The sequence below is a fragment of the Streptomyces sp. BA2 genome (assembly GCF_009769735.1).
Classification (GTDB): domain Bacteria; phylum Actinomycetota; class Actinomycetes; order Streptomycetales; family Streptomycetaceae; genus Streptomyces.
Genome location: NZ_WSRO01000001.1, coordinates 331,212 through 354,105, shown reverse-complemented (window position 1 = coordinate 354,105; position 22,894 = coordinate 331,212). Strand labels below are relative to the sequence as shown.

Below are 22,894 nucleotides of genomic sequence, written 5' to 3'. Positions count from 1 at the left end.
GGAGCGACTCAAGCGACTGTGGCTTGCCATATATGAAGACATTCCCGGGGTGTGCGTGTGCGTCATATACAGAGAAGCTCAGTCGCTTGAGTCGCTGTTGCGTCGCCCCTGGCCCTGTGACCTGCAGCTTGTCGATGACTGTCCGACAGCGACCAAAGGGTCTCCCGTCGCTGTCTTATCGACGGCTCAGTCGCTGTGTGGCGACCGACGGCACGTCCAGCGCTATTCTCCCCGGATGCACACTCCAGCCCCAAGGGTTCGCTAATCTATACCCGTCATTGAGTCGCTTCAGTCGCTGATGGGGGGGACCGCATGGCTCCTGAGCTGCGGCCTTCGTGCAGCGAATCAACCGAGAGAGCCCCTGGTTCGTTAACCGCTGCGCCGCTGCTGGCCACTGCCAAGTGGTGTGCGGGCAACGGATGGCCTGTCCATCCGCTGGCCCCGGGCCGCAAGACCCCTGCGGGGAACTGTGAAGCGTGCCGTCAGCACGGCCACTCCAGCACCGGGTGCGCCTGTCTCGTCCAGGGTCGCTGGTGTCACGGTTTCCGCGCCGCTACCCTTAACCCTGACCGCATTGACCAGTGGTGGGGTAATAATCCCGACTTCGGCGTCGGAGTCGCCTGCGGCCCTGCAGGACTCGTGATCATCGACATTGACGTGCACCACCTGCCCCTGCCAGCTCGGGACCGAGTCTTGCCTGGAATCAATATCGCCGACCGCGTCGATCTCACAGGGCTGTCCAATGGCTTCCACACTCTTGCAGTCCTGGCTGCCCTGCGAGACGCCGCCAGCCCGGCTGACGATGAAACGACTCTGCGCGTGCGCACCCCGTCCGGAGGGCTCCATGTGTGGTACCGCACCCAAGGCGGCCAGCGATGGCAGTGTTCCACTGGCTCCAGCCCCAACCGGGCTCTTGCCTGGCAGGTTGATGTCCGCGCGCACGGGGGCTACATCGTCGCCCCCGGCACCGTCACCGATGCTGGCACCTACACCCCGCTCAGCGGCACCCGAGAGCCGGCACCCCTGCCCGACTGGTTAGCCGGGGAATTAGGGCGAACCGGCCATATTCCTTCCCTCCACACCCCTGTTCCGCGCCCGGTACCACCCCGCGCCCGACAGGCAGTTGTCGCCGCCGGGGGCGGCGGAAACGCTGCCTCACGGGCTCTTGCCATGGTCCTGGCAGACGTTGCCGACTGCTCTGCTATGCCAGAGGGGGCAGCCTTCTCGGAGAAGCTCAACCGCGCCGCGTATACCGCTGGAGGCCTCGTCGCCGCGGGGCACATGACCGAGGCCGAGGCAGAACAAGTCCTCAAGGCGTCCGCTGATCTCGCACGCCCCGGGCAGGAACGCCGGTCCCACTCGATCATCAGCAGCGGCATGAGCGCTGGATCCCTGCGCCCCCTCTTCCTTGGAAGCCGCACATGACCCTCAACGGGAACGATGACATCCTTCTCGGATTCGATCCCCGAGCTGTGGCGGCGCAGATCCTGGATCAGACATCTGCCCCCCCGCAAGAAAGGGTGCCCGCCTCTTCAGGGACAGTCACGTCAGGCGGACTGCTCCCAGACACCCTCACTGATCGCGGCAACGCCAAGCTCTTCGTCAAGCTCTACGCCAACGACTACCGGCATGTGCCCGGTCTTGGCTGGTACCGCTGGGACAGTGCACGCTGGCAGATCGACGAGGATGACACCGTCCTGTGGGCCGCCGGAGACCTGGCAGAGAGCATCGCCACCACCGATCCCCGCGGACTCCACACCACGACCGCGTTACAGCAACACCGGCGCCGAGCGCTCAGCACCAGCGGCATGAACGCCATGCTGACCCAAGCCAAGTCCGCCCCTGGCATGGTCCTCAACGCCTCACTGCTCGACGCCGACCCGTACGCCCTCTGTACGCCCTCGGGCATCGTCGACTTGCGAACTGGCCTGGTCCGAACCCCGGACCCGAACAAGGACTTCCACTCCCACTCCACCTCGGCCGGGCCACAGTCCATGCCCACCCCGCGGTGGAGCCGGTTCCTCACCGACACCTTCGGCGACGGACCCGAAGACGCGGCAATGATCGACTTCCTGCACGTCCTCCTCGGGTACTCCATCACGGGCGACGTCGGCGGCCAGGTCATGCCCTTCCTGTTCGGCTCGGGCAAGAACGGCAAGTCCGTCCTTCTGGACGTTCTCATGAAACTGCTGGGGGACTACGCCGATGCCGCCCCACCGGGCTTCCTCATGGCGCGCCCCTATGAAGGCCACCCCACAGACCTGGCCGAACTCCATGGCCGCCGAGTCATCGTGTGCAGCGAGGTCAAACCGGGAGACAAGTTCGATGAAGCCCGCGTCAAACTGCTCACCGGCGGAGACCGCATCAAGGCCCGCCGGATGCGACAGGACTTCTTCAGCTTCGCGCCCACGCACCATCTCTGGCTGCTCGGCAACCACCGGCCCGAGGTCGGCACCGGCGGCTTCGCGTTCTGGCGCCGCATGCGCCTCATCCCCTTCGAACGCGTCGTCTCCGACAACCGTAAGATCGACAACCTGGCGGACATCCTCGTCACAGAGGAAGGCCCAGGCATCCTTAACTGGCTCATCGACGGCGCGCGCCGCTACCTCGGCGGGGACAAGGACCTCACCGGCCCTGAACGGGTGCGCATCGCCACCAACGCCTATGCGGAAACGGAAGACCACACGGGCCGCTTCCTCAGCGAATGCTGCACCCTTCACCCCGCCCACCGCGAGGAACAGGCGCACCTCTACGCCGTGTACCGGTCCTGGTGTCAGAATGAAGGTGCGCCCGCAATTTCATCCCGAGCCTTCGCTGCCCGGGTCCGTGATGTGGTTGGACTCACCTCGCCCAAGGAGATGATCCTGTCCAATCAGCGGAAGTATTACCCTGGGATCGGCTTGCTTGCCGACGAGGAGAGAGCATGAGCGCCCTCATCGCAGAGGACGAGATCAGCCACGAGGCCGAACTCGTCTGGCTTGAGGACACCACCGAACTGGACTACGTCCGGCAGAGCCTCGACCGGCTCCCCAACCGCCGAAGCCGTCCCCCATACCACCGCGACGGCCGCATGGTTGGCTACGCCTTGCTCGCGCCGGCAGCGAAACCTTCTCGTTCGTCGGGAACTTTCCGCCGACGGGTGTTTTGGCTCCTGCCACACGATCGAGACGCCGAGCCCCAAGGTCTTTACTCCACGGGAGCACCGGCCGAGGCTGTCGACCCACGCACCCTGGCCCCCGGCCGCAAGGGCTGCAAGACGGAACGGTCCGAAGGCGGCCCGCTCTCCTCCGCGATGCGGGAATTGGGCATAACCCTTCCCCACTAGCCCAGGCCCCGACGGCGCGTGAGGGGGCCCGCAGCGTAGCCGCGGGACCTGACCGTGCAGCTCGCTCGGCACCAAAGGACTGACGGATGCAGACCTTCAGGTATTCAACCTGACAGCGCCTTTTGGACGCTGTGCCACAGAGCCTGGCCGTCGCCGAAGAACGGCATCAGAAACACGATGTGCATGAGGTGCCACCAGGCCAAGGACCGGTCGAGGCCGGAGATCCACAAAAGCGCGCCAACTGTGACGCAGGCCCCCGGCCCGGCCAGGGCTACCACCGCCGTTTGCCCTGCGGTCATGGTCCCCTGAGGGATCACCGACGTACGCCACACGGTCCGCTCGATCGCTATGTGTGTGACCGTGCGGATCCTTTTGAGGACGAGCACATGAGCCGACTCGTGCAGCGCAAACGAGGCAATCAGGCCCATGGCGGCTGGTTTGATCAGCAGCATCCATGTCAGAGAGGCCGGGACCGGGTCACCGGAGTGCGCCATCCAGACCAGCGCCGTCGCCAGAAGGACACCGGCGAACGCCAGCAGCGGCCACACCTGTACGACTACTGACCAGACGACCCTATGGACCTTCAGGTCAGCTGCTGGATGCGTTGAGGAGCCGCTCACGACGTTGTTTCAATCCCCGGTATATGGCCTGGATCATCGTCAGGACAGCGGTAAGCACGAGGAACAGGACGATGAGCGGGGCAGGGTTCTCGACGCCCGCGCTGATGGCCAGAGCCCCGTTGTCCTTCTCTACCGTCTCGAAGACCAACGATCCGAAGAACGCCTGGCGTGCGACGGCCTTATCGGCTCCGGTGGAGAAGATGAGGGTCAGGAGGGACACCGTTACGGTGACCAGCGTCAGCAGTGCGGCCCCGATGACGGACTTCACTACCGACCGTGCCTGGAACATGCTGTCTCCTCGACTCACTCGTGCGGATTCCTTGCACCGCGTACCAGACGAACGCGACGACAGCTCCGGGAAGGCAGCCCACCGCCGCCCAGGGCGGGAGGCTGAGCAGGCCCAGCCCGATCACTGCCACGCTCGCGACGATGAGGACTACCGACAGCCCCAGGAACACAGAGAGAGGGTTGTCCCGCTCCGCCGGGAACACGATGCTGATGCACGTACTCACGACCGCTCCGCCCAGGCAGGATGCCAAAGCCACCCCGCTGGACAGGAGCCGGCCCGGGTCGATGCCCACCGCGATCGCGAGGGCGGGCACGGCGAACACGACGAGCAGGACCAACTGCGCCCTGATGAGCCGCGTATAGATCCGCCAAGCCGACTCCTGTGTGCCCGGCAGCGCACGCAGCTTCTGGGTGGCGGTGAAATGGTAGAGGCCGGCGAAGGACAGGACGGAGAGGCCCCACAGGGGGTTCACGGAAGGTTTGGCCAGCAACAGGTAGACGAACAGGGCCAGTGCCATGGCGGCGGTCGCCACGGTCTGCGCGCTGCGCAGCAGACACCAGTCGTAGGGCCCAAGCACGCCTCGCAGCCGCACACTTCCGGGAAGCTTCAGGTAGCGGGACTGGCGTAGGTGCTGGTTGGGGGCGAGCGTGAAGGTCACGGCCAGGAGCGCGATCGACAACGCCGTCGTGGCGGCCACAGCTGTCCAGGGCCCGTATTCGTTCCAGGCCCAGGACGTGGACGTGACCCACGTGTAGTCGGTCCGCTGGCCCAGGTACGCGCCGGAGAGGCCCTGGATCATCGAGGTCATCTGCACGCTGTAGTACGCCAGCACCGCGAACAGGGCCAGTACGTTGAGCAGGCCGGCCATGCCGCTGAGCCCGATCAGCATCCACAGCCGGGTCAGCAGCTGATACAGGGCGGACAGCGCCAGGTAGGCCAGGGCGGCGGGCAGGACGATCGAGGCGGTGATGTAGCCGACCGCGGACGGGCCGAGGAGGACCAGCGCGCTCACGGCCAGGGAGAACAGGCCGACGGCGGCCACGATGGCGGTCATCGCGGCTTCGTACATGAGAAACGCCGTCGTGCGTTCCCGGTTGGTGACCGGCAGCTGGTAGCTGAGCTGGAGCATCCCTTCGGCATTGATGAACAACACCTTCACCAACAGGAACGCGATCTGTACCCACAGCAGAAGGGACACCGTCGAGGCGTCGAACAGCAGCCGCCACACGGCCGCTTGGCCCGCCAGGGGACGCAGGAACAGGTAGGAGGCGGTGCACATGGCGCCCAGGAGCAAAACGGCCGCCACGGCCACGAACACCCGGACCGAAAAGGACTTCAGAGCTCCAGCCCGCAGCACCCGGCGGCGGAAGAAGACGAGGAGCATCCGGGCCAGGGCCGCAGATTGTCTCAGCCGCACCGCCGTCACCACTGGGACGCTTCGAGATAGTCGTACACCATGGCGGCCAGTGATCCGAACTCTTTGACCAGGTCCTTCGTCGGCTCGTCGTACACCACGTGCCCGAGGTCAACGAAGAGTGTCCTGTCGGCCAGGCGCTCCAGCACGGCGAAATCGTGCGTGCACAGCAGGATCGCGCGGCCCTCGCCGCGGGCTCGGCTGAATTCCTTCTCGGCGAAGCGCAGTGCTTCCAGGTCGATGCCGTTGAGAGTCTCGTCAATGATGATGAGCGGCGGGCGGATGGTGAGGGCGGACACCAACTGCGTCTTCTTGCGCATGCCGTGTGAGTAGTCCTCGATGAGGTCGTCGTAGCGGCCGTCCATGGAAAACTTGCCGAACAGGCCAAGGGCCTCATTGTGGTCAACACGGAGGCCGAACAGATTGCCCACCATGGCAATGTATTCGCGGGCGGTGAGGAACTCGGGAAGATAGTCGTTGCTGGACAGATACATGGCCAGCAGCTTCGCCTCGGGCCCGGCGTGCTCATGGCCGCCGATCCTGACTGACCCGGACTGAAGGCGTACGAGATCGAAAATATTCTTGATCAGCGTGGATTTGCCGGAGCCGTTGGGCCCGACGAGACCGACGATCGTGCCCTCCTCGACCGTGAAGGACACCTCCGACAGGACGTTGACGACGCCGTCGTAGGAGTAGCTGACATTGTTGACATCCAGGAGAGACACTCTCGCGTTGTTCCTCTATCGAATCCGTTGGTCAATACGGTCCCCAGGGCGCCCGGCCAGTACCCCGGTCTCGTGGACTACCTTGCGGAAGCGGCCGTGAGATGGCTACCTGCATTCGGCGCTGACCTTCAGGCCCCAGTTGCTGAAGGACCAGCTGCCGCTGAAATTCTTGCGCTGCTGCACCACACACCAGATGACCAACCCGGCGTAGATGACGGCGCCCAGAGCGAGGATGACGGCGGTAAATATCAGGAACCAGGCGTCATAGCGTACGAGTCCCTTGTCGACCTTCGTTTTGATCGATGAAATGGCGCGTTCGGGCGCCGTGCACGCGTTCACGTACACACCGATCGACGCGTGGGTGAAAGCGTTGACAGTCTTTACCTCTGTCGTCTGGAGGGGGCTTTCGGATCCCTGTACTGGAGTTGAAGCAGGCACATCTCTCCTCTGATTGCCGCTGGCCGGGCGAAAACGTCATGCCCACGCGGCACCGATTGCCAGGGCCTGTGCGGTACGCCAGGGGTGGGCGTTGCCAGGACCCTGGCATGCACCGCGGATCCTGAAAAGGGGAAGTGAGCAGATAAGTGCTCAAGAGTGATGAGCTGTCAACTTTCGGCTATGCGAGGGATTTCGTCCTTCACGGCGGCAGCGGCGAACGACTGCCCGCCGGCACGGCGAGACCTGACCACGAACCCGCACGGAACGGATGACTAGGTCCGGACCCTGATAGCCGACCCGGAACCACGGCCGGCAGAGCGCTACCTGGGACGACAGCCATAGGCCCTGCACCAGGTAGCGCCTCAGTAACCGTGCAAAGGGGGAGGCGTAACGCGATCCAGTCGATCGGCGAACGGCTGTCGGGGTGGGAAGCACGCAGAGTGTTCAGCAGCGTGTGATGCCTGAGGACTCCCTGGCTCAGGGGTTTGACACGCCGAGGCAGACCACGGTTGGTCAACAATCCTCGTTGCGGGCACCGCGTTCGTTCACGGCAGGTGGGCATACGCCTTCCAAGATCACTTCCGCGACGTGCACCGGCGAAAGTCCAGCCCAGCGTCGGGAACACCCCCCTTGCTTCCTGATCCGCACCATTCGCTGGGCGATGGAATCGGTGTGTGCAAGTGGGCGAAGAAACGTATCGCCAAGAACACCTGCACGACACGCGCGACGGGTTCATGAAACGTGTGCCAACTGCTGCGATGTAAAGGTCTAAAGTGGTGCCGCGTCGCTCGCTGTGTCCGCCGGACGTGGGAAGCGGCATCTCGAACACGACAAAGGCCCCTAGTAGCTCCAGGCCGGCAAACCTGGAGAAACGCTACTGGGGCCAGTCGGTGCGAGAAAGTCTTTGGCGAAAGGTCTCGCACACAGCGCGAGACCGAGGTGTTGGGAAACGAGGTCTCGCTGCAATGCAGCGTACCCGCAACTGTCCCTCGGGACACAACAGACACCGCCAGGCGAGTGCCGTGTCAATCCGGCCACCGGGCGGACTCCTCCATGCCCTCCGGCATGCAGGCCCCTGCGCTCCTCTCAGTAGAGGAGTTGGATGACCTAGCCGCCCCAGGGGCTGCCCGGTACGGCCTACCAGGCCTGTAACTGCCGCCCCGGCCATCTCGCCCGATCCCCATCGGGCCAGCTGGCCAATCTGCCACCGCTCTGTCCAGGGGTGCAGTCCCCGGTCGAGCGAAGTGCCCGCCTGTAACCGGGCAAATTTTCGGTTCCCAAAGAACCCACAGAGGCCGCAAGGCCGATAGCGGGCTTTGTGTTGCCGCACAGCAATGCAAAGCGGCGAACAGAGGCAATAATGCACGACGTTTCGGCATGTCGCCATAGCGACCCGACGACACAGCGGAATGTGACCGGAACCCGGTCGGCCACGGGGCCATCACGCCGAGGTTTCACCCCGTTGGCCGATGCTGCGGACCACGAGTTAGCTACGACGGCTTCTCGACAGCTGCGCCGCGCCGATGACTTCTACGCTGCCGCCCGCTTCATGGTTGACGCCGGCCTTCACCCGAAGGCCGGCCGTACGACGATGCGTCTGGCCGACGTCTTCGCGCGACGCATGCGATGCAACAAGGACGGACACTTCGCGTTCAGCATCGAACAGACTGCGCGTGAACTCGGACTCAAACGCCGGGCGATCCTCAATCATGCCCTGTATCTGCGCGAACTGGGCCTCCTCGCGTATGTCGAGCATGGTTCGAAGACGAACGCGATCCGTACCCGGCTCGGCACGGCCTGGCAGCCGGGCAACGGCTACCGTGGCACGGCGACCATCTTTGCCGCGGTGGCACCGCGCGTGTGGGACGAGGCGATGGGCCGCCGGATCAGTGGCACTGGGTATACGTCACGCGTTGTCGGTTTCACCGACAACGGGCGGGCTCACGCGTGCAGGGAAGCCCTCTGCAAGGAGGCGAAAAAAAGAGCTTCCGCCCTAGACAGTGCGTGCACCCCTTCTGTGATGGTCCCCCAGGACCATCGCCAGTTACAGGTAGTGGGGGGTAAGAAATACACCCCGCGCAAGCGCGCGGCAGGTGCGAAGAACACCTCCCGCGGCAACACCACCAGTCGCCCGGACACTTCGCCCGCGGAGTGTGCCCAGGCCGTCGCCTTGGCCGAGCAGGTGCAGCGCGAGGTGTGGTGGCTTGGTCGCGGCTGCGCCCGCCGCCTTGGATACATGCTGAGACCGCTGCTCGCTGCCGGCTGGACGTGGCAGAGCCTCGCAGCAGAGCTGCTCACCTGGGGAGTACCCGGCTACCTGCGCGATCCCGCCGCCTACCTACGTCACGAATTCGAACGACGCCGACGGCTCGACGGTCTGGCCGTCTGTGCACCGCCAGCCCTGCCGGATGAGCGGGCCGATGACGCGGGCACTCGCTACACCGCCATACTGCGCCGGCGCGAAAAGAGCAATACCCCGGTCTGGCGCCGCTACGCCGAGGAACTCCGTCCTGAACTGCGCCGCCGCTTGGCCGAAGTCCGTCTCTCTGGCGAGGAAGAGCCCCCACGGCGGCTTGAGCGTGAGCCGCTCTTGCGTGGGAGCGACCAGGCCTTTGCTGAAAGTCTTCCGATCCAGGCGTGGGCGGATGTATCGCCACGTGACATCTACCAAGCCAGGGCTTTGGGCCTGCCCATCCCTACCGGCCGTGCCGCTCCTGAGACCGACCAGGGGTGGCTGGAACAGATGCGCGATCATCTTGAGGCTGAAAGGGCGTGTACCGCCCTGCGCGCCGAACTCAGCAATTGGGAAGCTGAACGCTCGCCGACCTGCCGAACCGCTGATGCCTGAGATCAGCCGGCGCCTGTGGGCGCGGGGCAGAGCGCACAAGGACAGGGCCTCGCTGAGCTCCCGGCAGTTGAAGCCAGTTCCCTCCAGCTCGAGGCCCAATCCACGGTCAAACACGACGCCACCCTCGAACTCCCATTTCCAGAGCGCGTTGCGCGATGTGCCAACTGGCATGAACCGGCGTGGTGTTGAAGCACGCGCCCTGAACGGTCTGCCTCAAACGCGCCTGTTCGGGCTCCAGTCGGCTGCATTACGCTCAAGGGCGGCAAACCGAAACTGTTTACTCGTCGGCAGTGAGGTCAGCCTGCTACCCCGCCTACCAATGAAGCCCGCCAGGCTGCACACATCCCTCTCGCATAGAGCTCGCACTCCGTGGGCGCCGCGAGTGCTGTGGGGCTCCGGCCTTGATCCACGTCGGACCGTTGTGGCCGACGTCTCCGCACCACCCGGCGTGGTGTCCAGGCCATCGGTTCGGAGAAGTTGGGTCGAACGTCATGTGCGGCGCGACATTCGCCGTTCGTCTATCCGTCTGGGCATACAGGCCGCTGAGAAATCTTCGGTGCCGGTGCATCCACACAGGCGCCTCGCGCGGAAATAGAGGGGTAGCTCGTCGTCAGAGGGGAGGAGGGTCGCCCGGTGATGTGCCGGCGCGCCGAGGACGAAGGCGGGGCGCCATCGGCGGTTGGCTTGGGGCGGGCCCCTGGGGGAGGGGACCGAGAGGTTCCCGTGGGCGGGTACCTGTAGTGGTGATCGGACGCAGTCTGACCGGCGCTCCAGTCCGCCACACGCAAGTCTGTTCGGCGGCGGCCGGGATTACCAACCTTCCCCTGCCCGACTGCCTGGTACCTACACCCGACCGAGCAAAAAGCCCGACCGGATGACGGTCTCTTGACCGCTCGGACATAAAACCAACTAGCAACAACCCGGTCAGTAACGCTCAGTCATGTGTATCCCGGCGTATCGATGGGGTGAAACTTGCCGCGAGATCGGCGGTTGGCGCGCTAAGGGAGGTGGAGCGCACTACGTTGATGGCTGACCAATTTTCCATCGGATCAGAGGGAGCACCAGGTGGAACCCCTCGTTCATCGTGGTCCCGATCGGCGTCCCGGCATCACCGCTGCGGAGATCGCCCAACTGTCAGGGGTGGTCACGAGGCCAACTGTTGCATCAGTGGCGGCTACTGCCCGTGTTCCGGGGCATGAAGCCCGCAGGGGTATCTCGCAGGAGAACGGGCAGCGTATGGCCGCAGCCATGTCCGTGGGCCTGCTTACGGAACGATCGGCCCGAGCCATTGCCGAAGATCCACAGGCCGTGTTGAGGGGAGCACAGGAACTCCAAGCCCTTGTCTTGGAGATCATGACGGCCCAATTGGAGGAAGTAGACCAGCAGATGCTGGCATAGCGATGAACACGGCGGAGGCCCGGGTACTCCCGCCAAGAAGCTACCGGGCCTCGCCGACAGTTGGCTGACCGAGCCGAGATGGGCTGTGCGGACATGCGTGCGCGTCAGATCACCGGATGGCTCGGTCGGCCGGGCCAATACCTCTTGAAAGTAGAGGGTACCTATGACACAGGCAGTTCACGACTTTAAACGCCTCCTTCCTTGGCCAGACGTCTCAGTCAAGGAGGGCCCCCTTGCCCTGGGTCTCACCCAGGTCAGGGCAACAGCCGGTTGGTGGTACCGACTTGATGCTGCCGAGAACTTCGGTGGCATCTGGCGGAGATCCTGCGGTCGGTTGAGTCGGGCTCTGCCCTGGTGTCCTGAAGTCCTGTCCCAGTTGACCGCGCTCGATGGCGACAGCCAGCTATGCGAGCAGTACTTCACGGTTCGGCTGCGCGGCCGCGTGGCGACGCTCTCCGCTGCAGAATTGACGCAGGGCAAAGGATGGGAGCAATTCCCCGCCATCGACCTGTGGGAATGCCTCCCCCTGAGCAGGGTGCTGGCAAGCGTCGTCTACAGCCAGGCAGTCGGCCTGAACCCGGTTTGCTTCCGAGAGGACCGGCGATGACGAGGCCACAACTGCGCGATGTAACTGCCTCATTCTCCGACGGAACGTTCAGCGACGCCGGTGCACGCGAATACCGAAGTCCCCGGCAACGCCGGTCCGACCTCGCCAACGGCCCAGCGAGCCCTCCGGCCGCTGCTGCTCTGCGCGGCCCCGCCCACCCATCGCTGCACCCGGCGGCTAAGTCGTATCAGAACGCAGATCACGCCCGCCCAGATCATCAGGCCGACCGTGACGAAAGCGGCGAGCTGCCCGGCTGGCCGGTAATCGGCTCGCCGGGCTGGTGCTACGAAGTCGATGAATGCGGAGGCGGCGCACTCCGGAAGCTTCGCCGGGGCAAGACCGAGGATTGGGAACTCATCCTGGACTGGGCGCCATATGTTTCCGAGCGGCTCGTCGTCCTCGGCGACGACGGCAAGTCTTCCGGGCGCTACTACACCATCACCATCGGAGCCGACACCCTCACTAAGAGCCTCGCGGACCTGCGAACCGCCGATGGATGGAATGACTTCAGCGACGACGCTGGAGCCGCGTCCCGGGCCATCCGCGAGGTCCTCATCAATGTCATCACGGACCAAGGCAAACGGCTGCCCCGCACCTTCGTGGTCACCCATACCGGATGGCATCAGCTTCCCGGTGCCGGCCTCACCTACGTCCACGCCGACGGGCGCACCTACCCTGCCGGCCGACCCGTCCGCATCATCGGTGCGCCGGATCCCCTCCGCCGAGCCGCTGAGCCCCTCGAAGGCACCGCAACTTTCGAGGACTGCTGCCGTGCCGTCCGCGACATCGCCAGCCATGGCTGGGCCCCCTTGATGGGTCTCGCGGTCGGTGCCCGCTCGCTCGCCCATAGTCTTCGCCCCGTGGCCGCGACCTTCATTCTCGATGCCGCCCCCAACTCCGGGAAGACTTCGGCGGCCAATACCGGCCGCAGCTTGCTGATGACTCCGCGCCCCAGTGCCTGGCCGCCTGTGCCGACCAAGGGGATGAACAGCACTGTCACCGACATTGAGTGCGCCATCGACTTCGAAGGCGACATGCCCACCTTGCTGGACGACATCCCCCTCACCCGGACGTCGTCCACGGTGGAGGTCCGCGAGATGGAGAAGAAGCTCGAACTCATCATCCGCGCCGCCGGCAACGCGACAGAGATCAAGGGCCGCCGAAACCGCGACCTTACGGCCAAGCCCGGCAATCGCATCCGGTCCATCCCCACCATCGCCGCCCAGATGCTCCCGCCGTCCATGCAGGAGTCCCTATACCGCCGGGCAGTTGTGGCCTACCTTGGGCGTGACAGCGGGGATGTCGACTGGCGCTGGTACAAAGCCGGTGGCGGCGAGAGCCTGTCCCTTCCGTTGCGCACGATCGGCGACCGGATCATCGCGCATCTACACGCTCACAGCAGCGTAGATACCTACCTCGCAGACCTCGAAGCACAGGCCCTCGACCAGTTCTTCCCCCATGTGGAGAGCCAACTGCCCCAGCGGAGCGGCACAATGGACGGCGTCGTCACCGCTGCCGCCGCCATGCTCGCCGGACTGGGACTCGTAGCCGCCGTGACCGACATGGAGATGGACGACCTCATCAGCGTCGTGGCTCCTCCACTTGCCGGCTCGCTTGCCAAACAGGCCCTGCGGATGGACGAACAGCACATCACGCAAGACGGAGTGGCCGCCGCCGTCGGCGAAGTCCTCCGCAACGCGTTCTCCCGCCGAGACGCCCACATCCGCGACAGCAAAGGGAACATCGGCCCTGTGGTCCCAGGCCATAGCGAGCAGGATCAGGGACTGCGCAGACAACGAGGCGGTGCCTGGGGAGGCCAAGGACCAGCCGCCTATTGGCTCCCGGACCGCGGCCCCGCAATCGGCATCACCAACAGCAACCTCAACATGCTGCTCAAGGCCAGTGGTGACCCCCGTGTGAACAGTTACGTGGACCGCTCGCTCCCCGACACCTTGCTGCAGGCCGGTGCAACCCTCCGCAACACTGCACAGAAGGAGCGAGTAACTTCCCATCGAGTACGCGTAGGCGCAGACAATCTCCGGCTGCTCCTAGTCAAAGCCGACCTTGTGTGGGACCTGTAGCGTCCAACCCGTCCTCCAAGACGCACGTCGGAGCCGTGAAGCGATAGAGCTGGGCCGTCCCTGCAGCTGGCCCAGCTCTGGACCAGATTGAGGCGTCGTCTTGCACCGGAATTCGGGCCAGCGTGTGCTCCTCGGGGAGTGATGGTCTCCGCTTGCCCGCCAACCGCCGGGTGCGCTGTGGCTAGGCTGCCTGACGTTCTTGGAGTTCTCGCTGCCGTCGCTCGTGCGCGACGAGGTACGGGCGCACAAGCCCAATGTCCTCACCCCGCAGCGCAGGTACGCATGGCCGACGAGGAGCGGACGTCGGCGTGGGCTGTACAGCGGTTGATCGGTGGCGGCCCGCCGCGGGCAACAGTAGTCCCAACAGTGGCTCGACGATTCGAAGAACATAGGTTGGCATGTCGACGCTCCTAAAGGGCGGTGGCGAGGTCCCCGGCACGAGCCCATGCGGTCGGGGGCTTCTCGGCATGACATCGTCATGGCGTGAGCGGCCCTTGAGTGCGCCAGCTACGGGCGAAAGTGCGTCCGCAAGTTCCGAGGCGCAGGCGTAGGACGTGTGCCTCGAGCTTCCAGCAGGGGGAGCGCGGTATCCGGTCGGCAGGAGGTCACTCAATAGGCGTAAGGGAGCCTCGATCGGAGCATTAACGCGCGTCACGTCAGCTGCCATGGGAACAGCGCTCAAGGCTATGACCTGGGATGTTCCCGTGTTCCCTTGTTCCCGCCACCTTGACAGGCGCGGTGTAAACAGAACAGTGAGATTCCGCTTGTGAAGGACTCTCCTTCACCGGTGTCCGCGGCCAGGGCTGACTTACGTCACCTGGAGCTCGTTTCGTACCTGGAGTGCGGATGCCGAGGGAGATGCAGCGCGAGCTGATACGGGAATCCAGCTTGGAAGGTAGTCAACGACAGAGGCCCTCAATCGTGGGGTCGGTGAGCGAAATCACCGCGTCGGTTGAGGGCCTCTGTCGTGTCGTCGCATGTGCTGACCAGCGCATGCGAGCTGAGGTTCGGGCGCACCCCTAACGGGAATCCGGGATCCGCGTCACCTTATGAGTCAGCTGGTCCACAAGTTGATGTAGACAGGCGAGGGCTGCGATAGGTGGAAGGCCAGCCACAGTTGCGGTGACCGCGTCGCCCAGTGCGTTCACCGCGCATAGCGTGGCATTGATCAAGGAAAAGAAAATCATGATGGTCCATGAAGACCCTTTGGTTGACCGCCCGTGCAAAGCCGATCGTAGAATTGTCAGGCAGGCGACAATCCAAGGCCCATAAATCAGCAGCGGCCACCAGTGTGCTACGCCTTGCGGTAGATCTGATGTGCCGAGGACATGGAGGGTCTCATATGAAATCAATCCTCCGAGAGAAACGACGGACATGACCATGATCACGGTGAGGGTTGTGACGCTGAGGCTGGCGAAACTTGACCATCTACCGCTGGCTCTGCGGGCCCGATGCCGTCGCTTGCGTGGACGATTTGTTACCAAGGAGCCTGCGCGTGGCTGGTGGATTGGATCTGGCTGTCGGCTATACGCGGCCGGCGGGAATAGATCCCACTTTGCCTCGATGTCCAGTTCGTGATTAATCCTCCTCAAGTCGGGAGTGCTGTCGAGGAGTTCTCCGGTTTCATGCATCAATGGGTCCCGGTGGGGGAGTGGGTGAAAGGGTACGCGTATTAGCGGGATGGCGATTTGAAGATCGATCGCAACCTTGCAGGTGAAATTTGAATGCGTCGCCCTTCGCGGCGCCTTTGCCGCCGGCGTTGGCTCAGGGAATGAAGGGGTGGCAGAATCAGGTTAGCGGCGCCGCTAACGCTCGCCGACACGAGCATCTTGCGTCAAAAGCTGTGTCTTTCCGGTCCTGTTCTCCGATGCCATGCCGGACCGCTCCCGAAACTCCAACCGTTGGCAGCGACCTGTACCACGCAGTAGCGCAGCTGCTCCCGCCGCGCGGCACCCCGATATGGGTGGGACACTTCAGCGTTCCGGCACTTGCGCCATAACACACGGAGCCCTCTCGCCGAGAAGCGATCTCCCTCACCGGCTTTCGCATAGGCGTTCTCCCATCTCGCCTCCCTCCGTGAAACGCCAGGCGCTGCGCCGCAGGGCTTCTAGCAAGGCTGGAGTGGCATGTGAACGTAGCGGTCAATGCCTGCGGGGGAGAGTAGCGCACCAGCTACGTCTACTAACTGCGGTAGCCCGCCAGGCAGTCACCGGCCTGAGGAGATCAGGAATGCCGCAGGCGAGCGAACGCATGAGGACCTGCGACAGGCTTCTGCAAACCACGTGACTGAGGGGCCTGTGAGCAGGGTAAACGCTGCATGGCGTATCGAGCATGGCTTTGACGACGTAGGGAGAGGCCCTGCTCGTGTGGCCGATACCTCGGGACGACCTCGAATTAGCGCACTGGGGGCGCAGAGTTGACGCTGAGTCGGCGAACACCGGGACGTGGCGTCGACGGCGATGCGCCACGTCACGAGCGGCTGAGTTCGTCGGCAGGTAGGGCCGTCCCGCCCGGAATACTCGGCTACGAGGATCGACGGCGAATCTGTGCGCGTCCTCGCGTGGGCCGGCTGCTCGCTCGTGGCAGGGGAACAACTCCTGATGCCGAATATCCGACAACTCTGAAAATCGCGACGGTGTGCCATTTCGGGAGAGCGGAGCCTACCGCTCCTTTCGACCCTGAATGCGGATCCTCCTCGTTCGAGGTACTGCCTATGTGATTACATTGGAATTACTGTCAGCGGTTCGCGTTACGCCTTCCCTGCTGTCACTGCGACAGTCAACCCGACTTGCGAGAGAGCGAGTTGGGGTCGAGTGCCCTGCCCCGCTAAGGTGAGCCCGGCAGGATCCCACCTTCCGTTTCGGGCCTCGTCCTGTGGCAGACCGGGTGTCACTTTCACGGATTCGCCGTGTCTGCGTGTGTGGGTAGGTCGTTAGATTGCATCCCGGGTCCTGCCTCGCTCTCACGAGGACCGACAGGACAGAGTCGAAGTGTCTTGCCCTCGCGGTACTAGACGCCTGGACCTGACCGTGCGCATCAGGAAAGCAGAGGGAAACGAATGCTGTTGACCCCCAACGACATCCGGCAGCGAAAGTTCACGACGGTACTGTTCAGGCAAGGCTATGACGAGAAAGAGGTCGATGCCTTTCTCGATGACGTCGAGGTGGAAGTGAGCAGGCTTCGCCGGAGAGTCGAGGAGCTGGAGTTCGAACTTGTCGTCACAAGACAGAGGGATCTCAACGGATATGACGACCCCCAGCTCAACTCGCCGACTGTCCCTCCCCGGAGTTTTCATGAAGATGCCGCGGGCCAGGGGGAGACACCGTCGACCGAGGACTGCTGCAGCGTAGGTGTTCTGCGCCTAGCCCAGCAAACGGCGGATCAGGCCATCGCCGAAGCTCGAGCCGACGCCAACCGAATCATTGCTGAGGCAGAGGGTCTCGCCGACAGACTCCGCCAGGAAGCCCACGCCAGCGCATACGCGATGGAGCGAAAGGCTAGCGCGCTACGTGGGTTCGAGCGTGACTGCCGGAGTCGGCTGAAGACATACCTTCAGAGCCAACTCCATCAATTGGACTACTACGAATCCTCTGAGGCGACTCCCAGTTGGCCCCGGCCGGCGGAAGCTCGAGAATCCATGGCGTGGTCTGGGCCCTTTGCGTGACCGCACCTTACTCGGGGCGGACGATGCCAGCAGGGTTCTCCAAGTACTGCTGACTCAGCATGGCTGTGACGCATCAAGACCTGGATGAGGACCAGTGCGGACACCCACACCCGGCTCTTTTCTCTCTGGGGCATGCCGTCTCCACGACCGTGCCTTGCCATGCTGCCGTGATGCGTGCACCCGATGGTGTCGGCGGCCAAACGATGGCGTGGTACGCAAACCAGCCAAACGAGCCCGGAAGAGACACCGCACCTGCAACAGACATGGCGGGCTCGTGCGAAAGGCGAAGAACCCCAAACAGGGCAATCCGGCGTGCCGATGTTGGTTAAGTATGCCTACTGTGCTACATGGCTACCAGTAAGGCGACTGCGTCGCGTATAGGAGTACGCCGTCGTAAGCAAATTGAGCATGCCTGCGCCTGTTGGATGAAAACTCTGGATGCCCACCTTGGACACCCTTACTACTTCTATGGGGCGTTAGCGTGCTACCGATGGCTACTTGGACTCTCTCGTATTTCACCGACGACTGCCAGCACAACCATGGGATCGAGTGCGCCTTGTTCGGCTCAGCTTTTAGCTGAGGAGCAAGCCGCACTCCTTGAGCGTCAGCACCAACATTTTAGTGACCCCTCACACTGCGAGTACACGCTCGGCGTTTATGACGTCTTGGCCTGGGCCTGTGGGCACAGCGATTCCCCGCCGTGCGCCCGTACACTCAAGCATGCGCATGCCAATGATCTAGATCCATGTAAGTGATCGGTGCGCTGCGAGAACAGCGAGGATTTCTCAGCGGTATAGGTCCAGAGGGCTGAGCCAACGTCGCTCGTCTTCTTCCTCGGCTAAGAGACGCGCGTGATACATGCGTTCAGTGACCCCGTAGGCCTGGGCGATGGTTCTCCTGGGGAGCCCGGAATCCCGGGCGATGGCGAGTTCAACGACGCTGATCAGCTTCCGGGCAGCCCACAGTTCCGCACTCCGCTCCTGAACGATGGCAGCAACTGGAGTACTGCCACCGAACATGCATTCCCGGTGCCCGAGCGTAATGTGGCCGAGCTCGTGACAGAGTGCAGAGCGCCTTTGCGCACTACTGAGCCCAAGAGTGCAGTAGACCTTGCGGTGTTCAGCATCCCAGGCGGCGATCGTGTCCTGGAGATTGAGGTAGTAAATGGGGATCCCCATTTGCTCAATCTCGGCTTCGGGGTCGAACGCACTCACGTGGCACGCAACCTTTCTTGCGGAGTGCTGGCCAAGAGAGGCTCATCTCACATATGCAGTTAATCCGCAAACCGAGTGACGGGAGGATTGGCGCGCGGGCGGTTCGCCCGGATTGCCCATTCCGTGCGCTCGGCGGGTCGACACGCCTTGACCTCGTGTGAAGAGGCTGTCGCTCCCCGGCCTAGCCCGTGCGCGGTACCGCATTCGGCAGTCTCGCCGATGCAGGCGACGGCCAAGTCAGGTGCTGCCACGGGTGAGCCTGTTGTGTGTAGCAAGTATGGCTCTGCACATCGCCTTGCCGAGACCGACGCGAGCGCGCACGGCACGCGCCTTGGCACCTACGTTTCGGGGTCGTGCGCCGAGCTCGGCGCCGGGCCAGGATTCACTCTGGTCCCCCGGGCGGTGGACGGTCAGCAGACGTTCCGTTCTCAGCTGCCCTGCAGACTCGCCCAGGACTGCGAGATCCTGCGCCACGCGTGAGGCGGCGCCGGAACTGACCGCCGGTAACACTCTCACCCAGACTTCACGGCTGAGGAACCCGCCCGGGTTCGGCGCACATGACTCCGCACGGAGTGGCGGCGTGGAGGCAACATGCCGGGCAGGGGCAGGAGTTCCACCGTCGGGGCGTCAAGGCGGTAGTCGCTGTGCCAGCCATCAAGGCGGCGAATTGCCACCGGGTTCGAGTGGTCGGTCACCTGAACCGCGGGGGGCCTCGGAGACCGATTGGCGTCCCGGGTCGGCACCAGGATCGGTCGAGGGGATCGCCAACCAGCGGAATACCAACATGCGGTAGGAGAATTTCTGGCAACGGCGCGCCCCTAGCTGAGCTAGATCGGCAGGGCGCCGTGAGCCGCGCGCCTGTGTCAGGGAACGCTGCCGTCAGGCAACGGGCCAGGGCTGCGCGTGCTGGAAGCGGGACCGTCATGCTCGGCAGGGCGGCAGGGTCCAGGCCGTCCTGTCGAGCAGCACCCCGGTGGGTGGCTGAGCGAAGGCAAAGGGAGAGTTCCGTCCGGCTGCGCACCCGTCAGAGCGCAGCGTGGCCCTCTGTTTGCCATCGAGTCTGCGTCAAGTCGCATTCACGCCAGAGTGGTCGTAGCGGGCGCGGGAGACCTCGTGTGCAATGTCGGGAAAGGCGCGTCGAAAGCTCGTGTTCGGCAGGCCGAAATGACGGGCAAGAGCCAGGGTGCTGGGTCGTCGGCCGCTGGCGCGGGCTCGGTCTTGTTGTTGGCGCAGAGCTTCGCGCACTTGTTGCTCAGTCGGATAATGGGAAGGTTTCACCTTGATTCCCTTTCTGGATTGGACAGGCAGCGACATGAAATAGAAATGCATCAATTGACGTGCATGGCCATCCTGTTGCGCCGGTGTGCCCGTGAAAGCAGATGAGTTCTTCAAGACCATTGGGGGTTCTGCAGGAACACGGGACGGGCAGCGTGCATGTCCGGTCGCACAACGCCGCCCCAGTGGCCCAGGTCTCTCGATGGCAGGCTGCAGTCGTCAAACGCGTTGTGGGGCTTGGGCTGGCGGAGCAGCACGCCCACAGGGGCTCGTCATGAGTCACGACAGGCTGGGTTGAGCAAGCCGAGAGTCATCTCGCTTTTCTTGTTCTAGCCTGCACGGCCAGGTGTATCGACACCGTGGAGCTCCTTGAAGGACTGGAGACCAGGTCCGCTTCGGATCGCATCGCTGCTGTAGAGGGCGAAACTGGAGTGCATGTTTCCGGATTCAGTCGGCATGGGCTGTTCTAGGCAGAGGCTGCACTGAACAAGTATTCGAGTTGAAGGGCTCGCCTCTTGACTCAAATTCAAAACTCCTCGGGAGTGATCAGTATCTCCATTTGCTGGTGGAGTGAAAACTTAACGGTGGGGTGCTAGGGGTGGGGGAGTGTAACCGGCTAGCGAACCTGTTTAATGCGTTTAATCGTCGGTTGCCGACGTGATTGCCGATCCGCTTCTGCACTTCGTTCGCGAAGGTAGAAGCATGTGCTCGGGGATATGGCAAGGGTCGAGTTTTCAGATACTGATAGAGAAAGACTCTGTTCCTGGCCGTGCTCGAGGGGGTCGCCAATCTCGAGCGAACGCGGCTTGAGCAGGGCCGTAGCCACATCAGGTCTGGGGGCGCAGCAATCTAGCGGCCGGATTGGACGTGCGGGCGAAGCGCGCGAGGGGGCTTCTCGCGGTGGCCGGCATGTACCCCGGAGCTGACAACGAGTCAGCAAGGTTATCCCGTTGTCAGGGAGACCAGTTCAGCTGCTTGAGCTTGGCTGAATATGTGGCTGGTGGGCTCTGTGCCACGCGGGTGACGGGAGGTGTGAGCTCGTGGCATCGTCCCGGGGGCCAGGGGCCAGGGACATGTGGCGCGGCAGCCGGCGATGGCGAGGGCGCCTTTGGAAGGGAGCCTGCCCTGTGCGCATGCGCGTACATAGAGGCGCCGAGGCCTCCTACCGTGCTGGAAGGTCAACAACTTCCAGATGTATCTGAGGCGAGTACCGCGGGCTGGTCAGGCGGTTTCGGTCGACCGGACGGACGTGCCCCATGTTCCCGGGCTCAGGGGGCGCTCGGCAGAGGCAGTCGGATTGCTCATCCGAGTGCACGGCACTGGGGCCGAGGGGGCGTCATCGGCGCCGAGGGCGATCAAGCCCCGATGGCAGCCAGGAATCCAGGGCGGAGCATGCTCCTGGCCCCTGTGCGACGCGGCTGAGCGAACTCGGGCAGGACCACACTGGCTTGGCGGACTGAACGCTCGGTCTAGTCGATCACCCGTAAGGAAACGATACGAAGATGGTCTTTCCGTTTCCGATGGGGACGGGCTCGACGGTCACCATGCCGCTGTGCCGACTAGCCAGCTCGAAGATGGTCTGCAGACCGGAGCCCATGGTCTCTCCTGTGAGGCTGGGGAAGCTCGGGTGGGTGTCGGCCACGGCGACGGTTAAGCAGCTCCCGGTGACCGTGAGCTTGACGCCGATCGCGGGCGAACGGTCTGCGGCGTGGCGGACCGCGTTCGAGACCAGCTCGCTGACGCTCAGCAGCATCGCGTCCGCAATGGGGCTACCAGGAATGACTCCGAATGCAGTCAGGGCGAGTGCTGTGGTGTAGCGCACGAGCCGGACTGACTCAGGTACGGCCGGAACTGTCTGGTCGTGCCACTGATGAGATGTACGTACAACCATTCGAGTTCCTCGCGGTGAAAGATTGAAAGTGCCGCTCGCTGCCCAGGGGGGGGCATGAAACGCCTAGGCCGGCATGCAGTCGCCTGTGCCCCTGGTGTGCACGGCTGGGTACTGGGGATCGATGCGAACCCACAGTAATGGAATCATAACAACGTGCTGGCCACGCCTGTGCTCGAAATAAGCTCATTTGGCCACTACTTAGTCAAATACCTTGTGATTTACGTGCCTGTTCAGTTGCTCGAATTGAGGCTCAATCAGCATCGCGGCCTCCCGCAGGCCAGAGGCCCCCCGGTCGAGCTGGCCCTTCCGGTGTTCTAGTGAAGCGTCAACCCGTTGGCATGGCTGCGCCTGTTGGGTGGATCGGCGGCCAGAGCGCGCTGTGAGACTTGATATCTGAAGGTCTATGGTGAACTGTGTCTATTGATCAAGAATATGGGTTATGTCTCATCTATCCGAATAGCAGACGCTAACACTGGGTTTGATGGGGTGTTTGCTGAACTTGCCCACGGCTTCTCGCCCGCCTTGCCCAGGGCGGCCGCCGTGTCGGTGGAGGGCACGATTGGTTTCTCATGGGCGGGGCCAGGACGCGGGCAGGCTGGGACGGATATAGACCAACTTCCGGACCGCGCAGCGGTTGCGGCTATGAGTGGAAGGAGCCCGCAGTGCAGTGGAATTTACGGATGAAGGCGGCAGAGGCCGGGATCTGGCAAGCCAGCACGATGCGCTGCCGACTGGCCGAAGCCGGACTGAAGATCAGTACGGGCAAGATGTCAATGCTCTGGTCCAAGACCCCGACCACTATCCGACTGGATGATCTGGAGGTGTTGTGCGCGGTCTTGGCCTGCACCCCGAGCGACCTACTGCTGTCGACTCGGAACGAGACCCCCAGGGAGGAACGGCCATCGGCCGCGGCTTCGAGTGATACCCCGGGCACTCCGAGAGACGCCGTACCAGCCGCTGGCCAACTTCGCTCCAGGCACCCGCTATCCGCACCCCCGTCGCCGTTTGGTGCATCGCATGCCGCGCCGTCCCGAAGGCCACGTTAAACGCCGCCCGAAGCGGGCGCGGATGGTTGCGGGCCGCTGGGAGACTTGCCCACCCGTCG

Annotated in this window: 17 protein-coding genes; 8 read left to right on the top strand and 9 right to left on the bottom strand. The window is 63.7% G+C overall.

Annotated features, from left to right (window positions below):
• Positions 1 to 312: 312 nt before the first annotated feature.
• The 3 genes from E5671_RS01395 to E5671_RS01385 are packed head-to-tail and all read left to right on the top strand — an operon-like array spanning position 313 to position 3,325.
• Positions 313 to 1,425 (top strand): bifunctional DNA primase/polymerase, encoded by a 1,113-nt coding sequence (locus E5671_RS01395; protein ID WP_160502005.1) that lies wholly within the window; start codon positions 313 to 315, stop codon positions 1,423 to 1,425.
• Entirely contained in the window at positions 1,422 to 2,927 is a 1,506-nt protein-coding gene (locus tag E5671_RS01390; protein ID WP_160502004.1) for a DNA primase family protein, read from the top strand. The genes E5671_RS01395 and E5671_RS01390 overlap by 4 nt, the downstream gene beginning before the upstream one ends.
• Positions 2,924 to 3,325 carry a DUF6009 family protein gene (locus E5671_RS01385; protein WP_160502003.1) on the top strand — a complete coding sequence of 134 codons (402 nt, stop codon included), beginning with the start codon at positions 2,924 to 2,926 and terminating at the stop codon, positions 3,323 to 3,325. Before E5671_RS01390 ends, E5671_RS01385 begins: the two co-directional genes overlap by 4 nt.
• A gap of 104 nt (positions 3,326 to 3,429) precedes the next feature.
• Here the strand turns inward: E5671_RS01385 and E5671_RS01380 are convergent, their stop codons facing one another.
• The 5 genes from E5671_RS01380 to E5671_RS45215 all read right to left on the bottom strand — a co-directional run bounded on the left by E5671_RS01380 (position 3,430) and on the right by E5671_RS45215 (position 6,811).
• Positions 3,430 to 3,873, bottom strand: coding sequence for a hypothetical protein (locus E5671_RS01380; protein ID WP_160502002.1), 444 nt, complete (start codon positions 3,871 to 3,873; stop codon positions 3,430 to 3,432).
• Between the two features lie 40 nt (positions 3,874 to 3,913).
• Positions 3,914 to 4,165 carry a hypothetical protein gene (locus tag E5671_RS01375; protein ID WP_160502001.1) on the bottom strand — a complete coding sequence of 84 codons (252 nt, stop codon included), beginning with the start codon at positions 4,163 to 4,165 and terminating at the stop codon, positions 3,914 to 3,916.
• Positions 4,125 to 5,651: a hypothetical protein gene (locus E5671_RS01370; RefSeq protein WP_160502000.1), complete on the bottom strand. Its 1,527-nt coding sequence runs from the start codon at positions 5,649 to 5,651 to the stop codon at positions 4,125 to 4,127. Before E5671_RS01370 ends, E5671_RS01375 begins: the two co-directional genes overlap by 41 nt.
• A 5-nt stretch (positions 5,652 to 5,656) precedes the next feature.
• The gene (locus E5671_RS01365) at positions 5,657 to 6,373 is read right to left on the bottom strand and encodes an ATP-binding cassette domain-containing protein (protein ID WP_160501999.1); all 717 of its coding nucleotides are present in this window, start codon (positions 6,371 to 6,373) and stop codon (positions 5,657 to 5,659) included.
• 105 nt (positions 6,374 to 6,478) lie between these two features.
• Positions 6,479 to 6,811, bottom strand: coding sequence for a hypothetical protein (locus E5671_RS45215; protein WP_202120927.1), 333 nt, complete (start codon positions 6,809 to 6,811; stop codon positions 6,479 to 6,481).
• Positions 6,812 to 8,273: 1,462 nt separating this feature from the next.
• Between E5671_RS45215 and E5671_RS01355 the strand changes: the two genes are divergently transcribed.
• The 3 genes from E5671_RS01355 (at position 8,274) to E5671_RS01345 (ending at position 13,745) form a co-directional block, all read left to right on the top strand.
• Positions 8,274 to 9,659 carry a hypothetical protein gene (locus E5671_RS01355; RefSeq protein WP_160501998.1) on the top strand — a complete coding sequence of 462 codons (1,386 nt, stop codon included), beginning with the start codon at positions 8,274 to 8,276 and terminating at the stop codon, positions 9,657 to 9,659.
• 1,774 nt (positions 9,660 to 11,433) lie between these two features.
• Positions 11,434 to 11,664 (top strand): hypothetical protein, encoded by a 231-nt coding sequence (locus E5671_RS01350; protein ID WP_160501997.1) that lies wholly within the window; start codon positions 11,434 to 11,436, stop codon positions 11,662 to 11,664.
• Positions 11,661 to 13,745 carry a hypothetical protein gene (locus E5671_RS01345; RefSeq protein WP_160501996.1) on the top strand — a complete coding sequence of 695 codons (2,085 nt, stop codon included), beginning with the start codon at positions 11,661 to 11,663 and terminating at the stop codon, positions 13,743 to 13,745. The genes E5671_RS01350 and E5671_RS01345 overlap by 4 nt, the downstream gene beginning before the upstream one ends.
• A gap of 1,019 nt (positions 13,746 to 14,764) precedes the next feature.
• On the opposite strand, the gene E5671_RS47640 is transcribed toward E5671_RS01345, so the two are convergent.
• Complete coding sequence (locus E5671_RS47640; RefSeq protein ID WP_443032551.1) at positions 14,765 to 15,127, bottom strand: DUF2637 domain-containing protein; 363 nt, start codon at positions 15,125 to 15,127, stop codon at positions 14,765 to 14,767.
• A 1,682-nt stretch (positions 15,128 to 16,809) separates the two neighbouring features.
• Here E5671_RS47640 and E5671_RS01335 point away from each other — a divergent pair.
• Positions 16,810 to 17,409 carry a DivIVA domain-containing protein gene (locus tag E5671_RS01335; protein ID WP_160501994.1) on the top strand — a complete coding sequence of 200 codons (600 nt, stop codon included), beginning with the start codon at positions 16,810 to 16,812 and terminating at the stop codon, positions 17,407 to 17,409.
• A 785-nt stretch (positions 17,410 to 18,194) separates the two neighbouring features.
• On the opposite strand, the gene E5671_RS01330 is transcribed toward E5671_RS01335, so the two are convergent.
• From E5671_RS01330 to E5671_RS01320, 3 genes are all read right to left on the bottom strand, one after another.
• Positions 18,195 to 18,623: an ImmA/IrrE family metallo-endopeptidase gene (locus tag E5671_RS01330; RefSeq protein ID WP_160501993.1), complete on the bottom strand. Its 429-nt coding sequence runs from the start codon at positions 18,621 to 18,623 to the stop codon at positions 18,195 to 18,197.
• Positions 18,624 to 19,688: 1,065 nt separating this feature from the next.
• Positions 19,689 to 20,021, bottom strand: coding sequence for a hypothetical protein (locus E5671_RS01325; RefSeq protein ID WP_160501992.1), 333 nt, complete (start codon positions 20,019 to 20,021; stop codon positions 19,689 to 19,691).
• Positions 20,022 to 21,375: 1,354 nt separating this feature from the next.
• Entirely contained in the window at positions 21,376 to 21,789 is a 414-nt protein-coding gene (locus tag E5671_RS01320) for an ATP-binding protein (RefSeq protein WP_237329985.1), read from the bottom strand.
• A gap of 569 nt (positions 21,790 to 22,358) precedes the next feature.
• Between E5671_RS01320 and E5671_RS01315 the strand changes: the two genes are divergently transcribed.
• Positions 22,359 to 22,835 carry a helix-turn-helix domain-containing protein gene (locus tag E5671_RS01315; RefSeq protein ID WP_202120926.1) on the top strand — a complete coding sequence of 159 codons (477 nt, stop codon included), beginning with the start codon at positions 22,359 to 22,361 and terminating at the stop codon, positions 22,833 to 22,835.
• Positions 22,836 to 22,894: the final 59 nt, after the last annotated feature.

What these genes read in the sequence shown, in the direction of transcription:
- E5671_RS01320 (WP_237329985.1), bottom strand. Translation starts at nt 21,789, where the DNA reads ATGGTTGTACGTACATCTCATCAGTGGCACGACCAGACAGTTCCGGCC.
- E5671_RS01395 (WP_160502005.1), top strand. Translation starts at nt 313, where the DNA reads ATGGCTCCTGAGCTGCGGCCTTCGTGCAGCGAATCAACCGAGAGAGCC.
- E5671_RS01315 (WP_202120926.1), top strand. Translation starts at nt 22,359, where the DNA reads ATGGGCGGGGCCAGGACGCGGGCAGGCTGGGACGGATATAGACCAACT.
- E5671_RS47640 (WP_443032551.1), bottom strand. Translation starts at nt 15,127, where the DNA reads ATGGTCATGTCCGTCGTTTCTCTCGGAGGATTGATTTCATATGAGACC.
- E5671_RS01390 (WP_160502004.1), top strand. Translation starts at nt 1,422, where the DNA reads ATGACCCTCAACGGGAACGATGACATCCTTCTCGGATTCGATCCCCGA.
- E5671_RS01325 (WP_160501992.1), bottom strand. Translation starts at nt 20,021, where the DNA reads ATGGTCTTGAAGAACTCATCTGCTTTCACGGGCACACCGGCGCAACAG.
- E5671_RS01385 (WP_160502003.1), top strand. Translation starts at nt 2,924, where the DNA reads ATGAGCGCCCTCATCGCAGAGGACGAGATCAGCCACGAGGCCGAACTC.
- E5671_RS01345 (WP_160501996.1), top strand. Translation starts at nt 11,661, where the DNA reads ATGACGAGGCCACAACTGCGCGATGTAACTGCCTCATTCTCCGACGGA.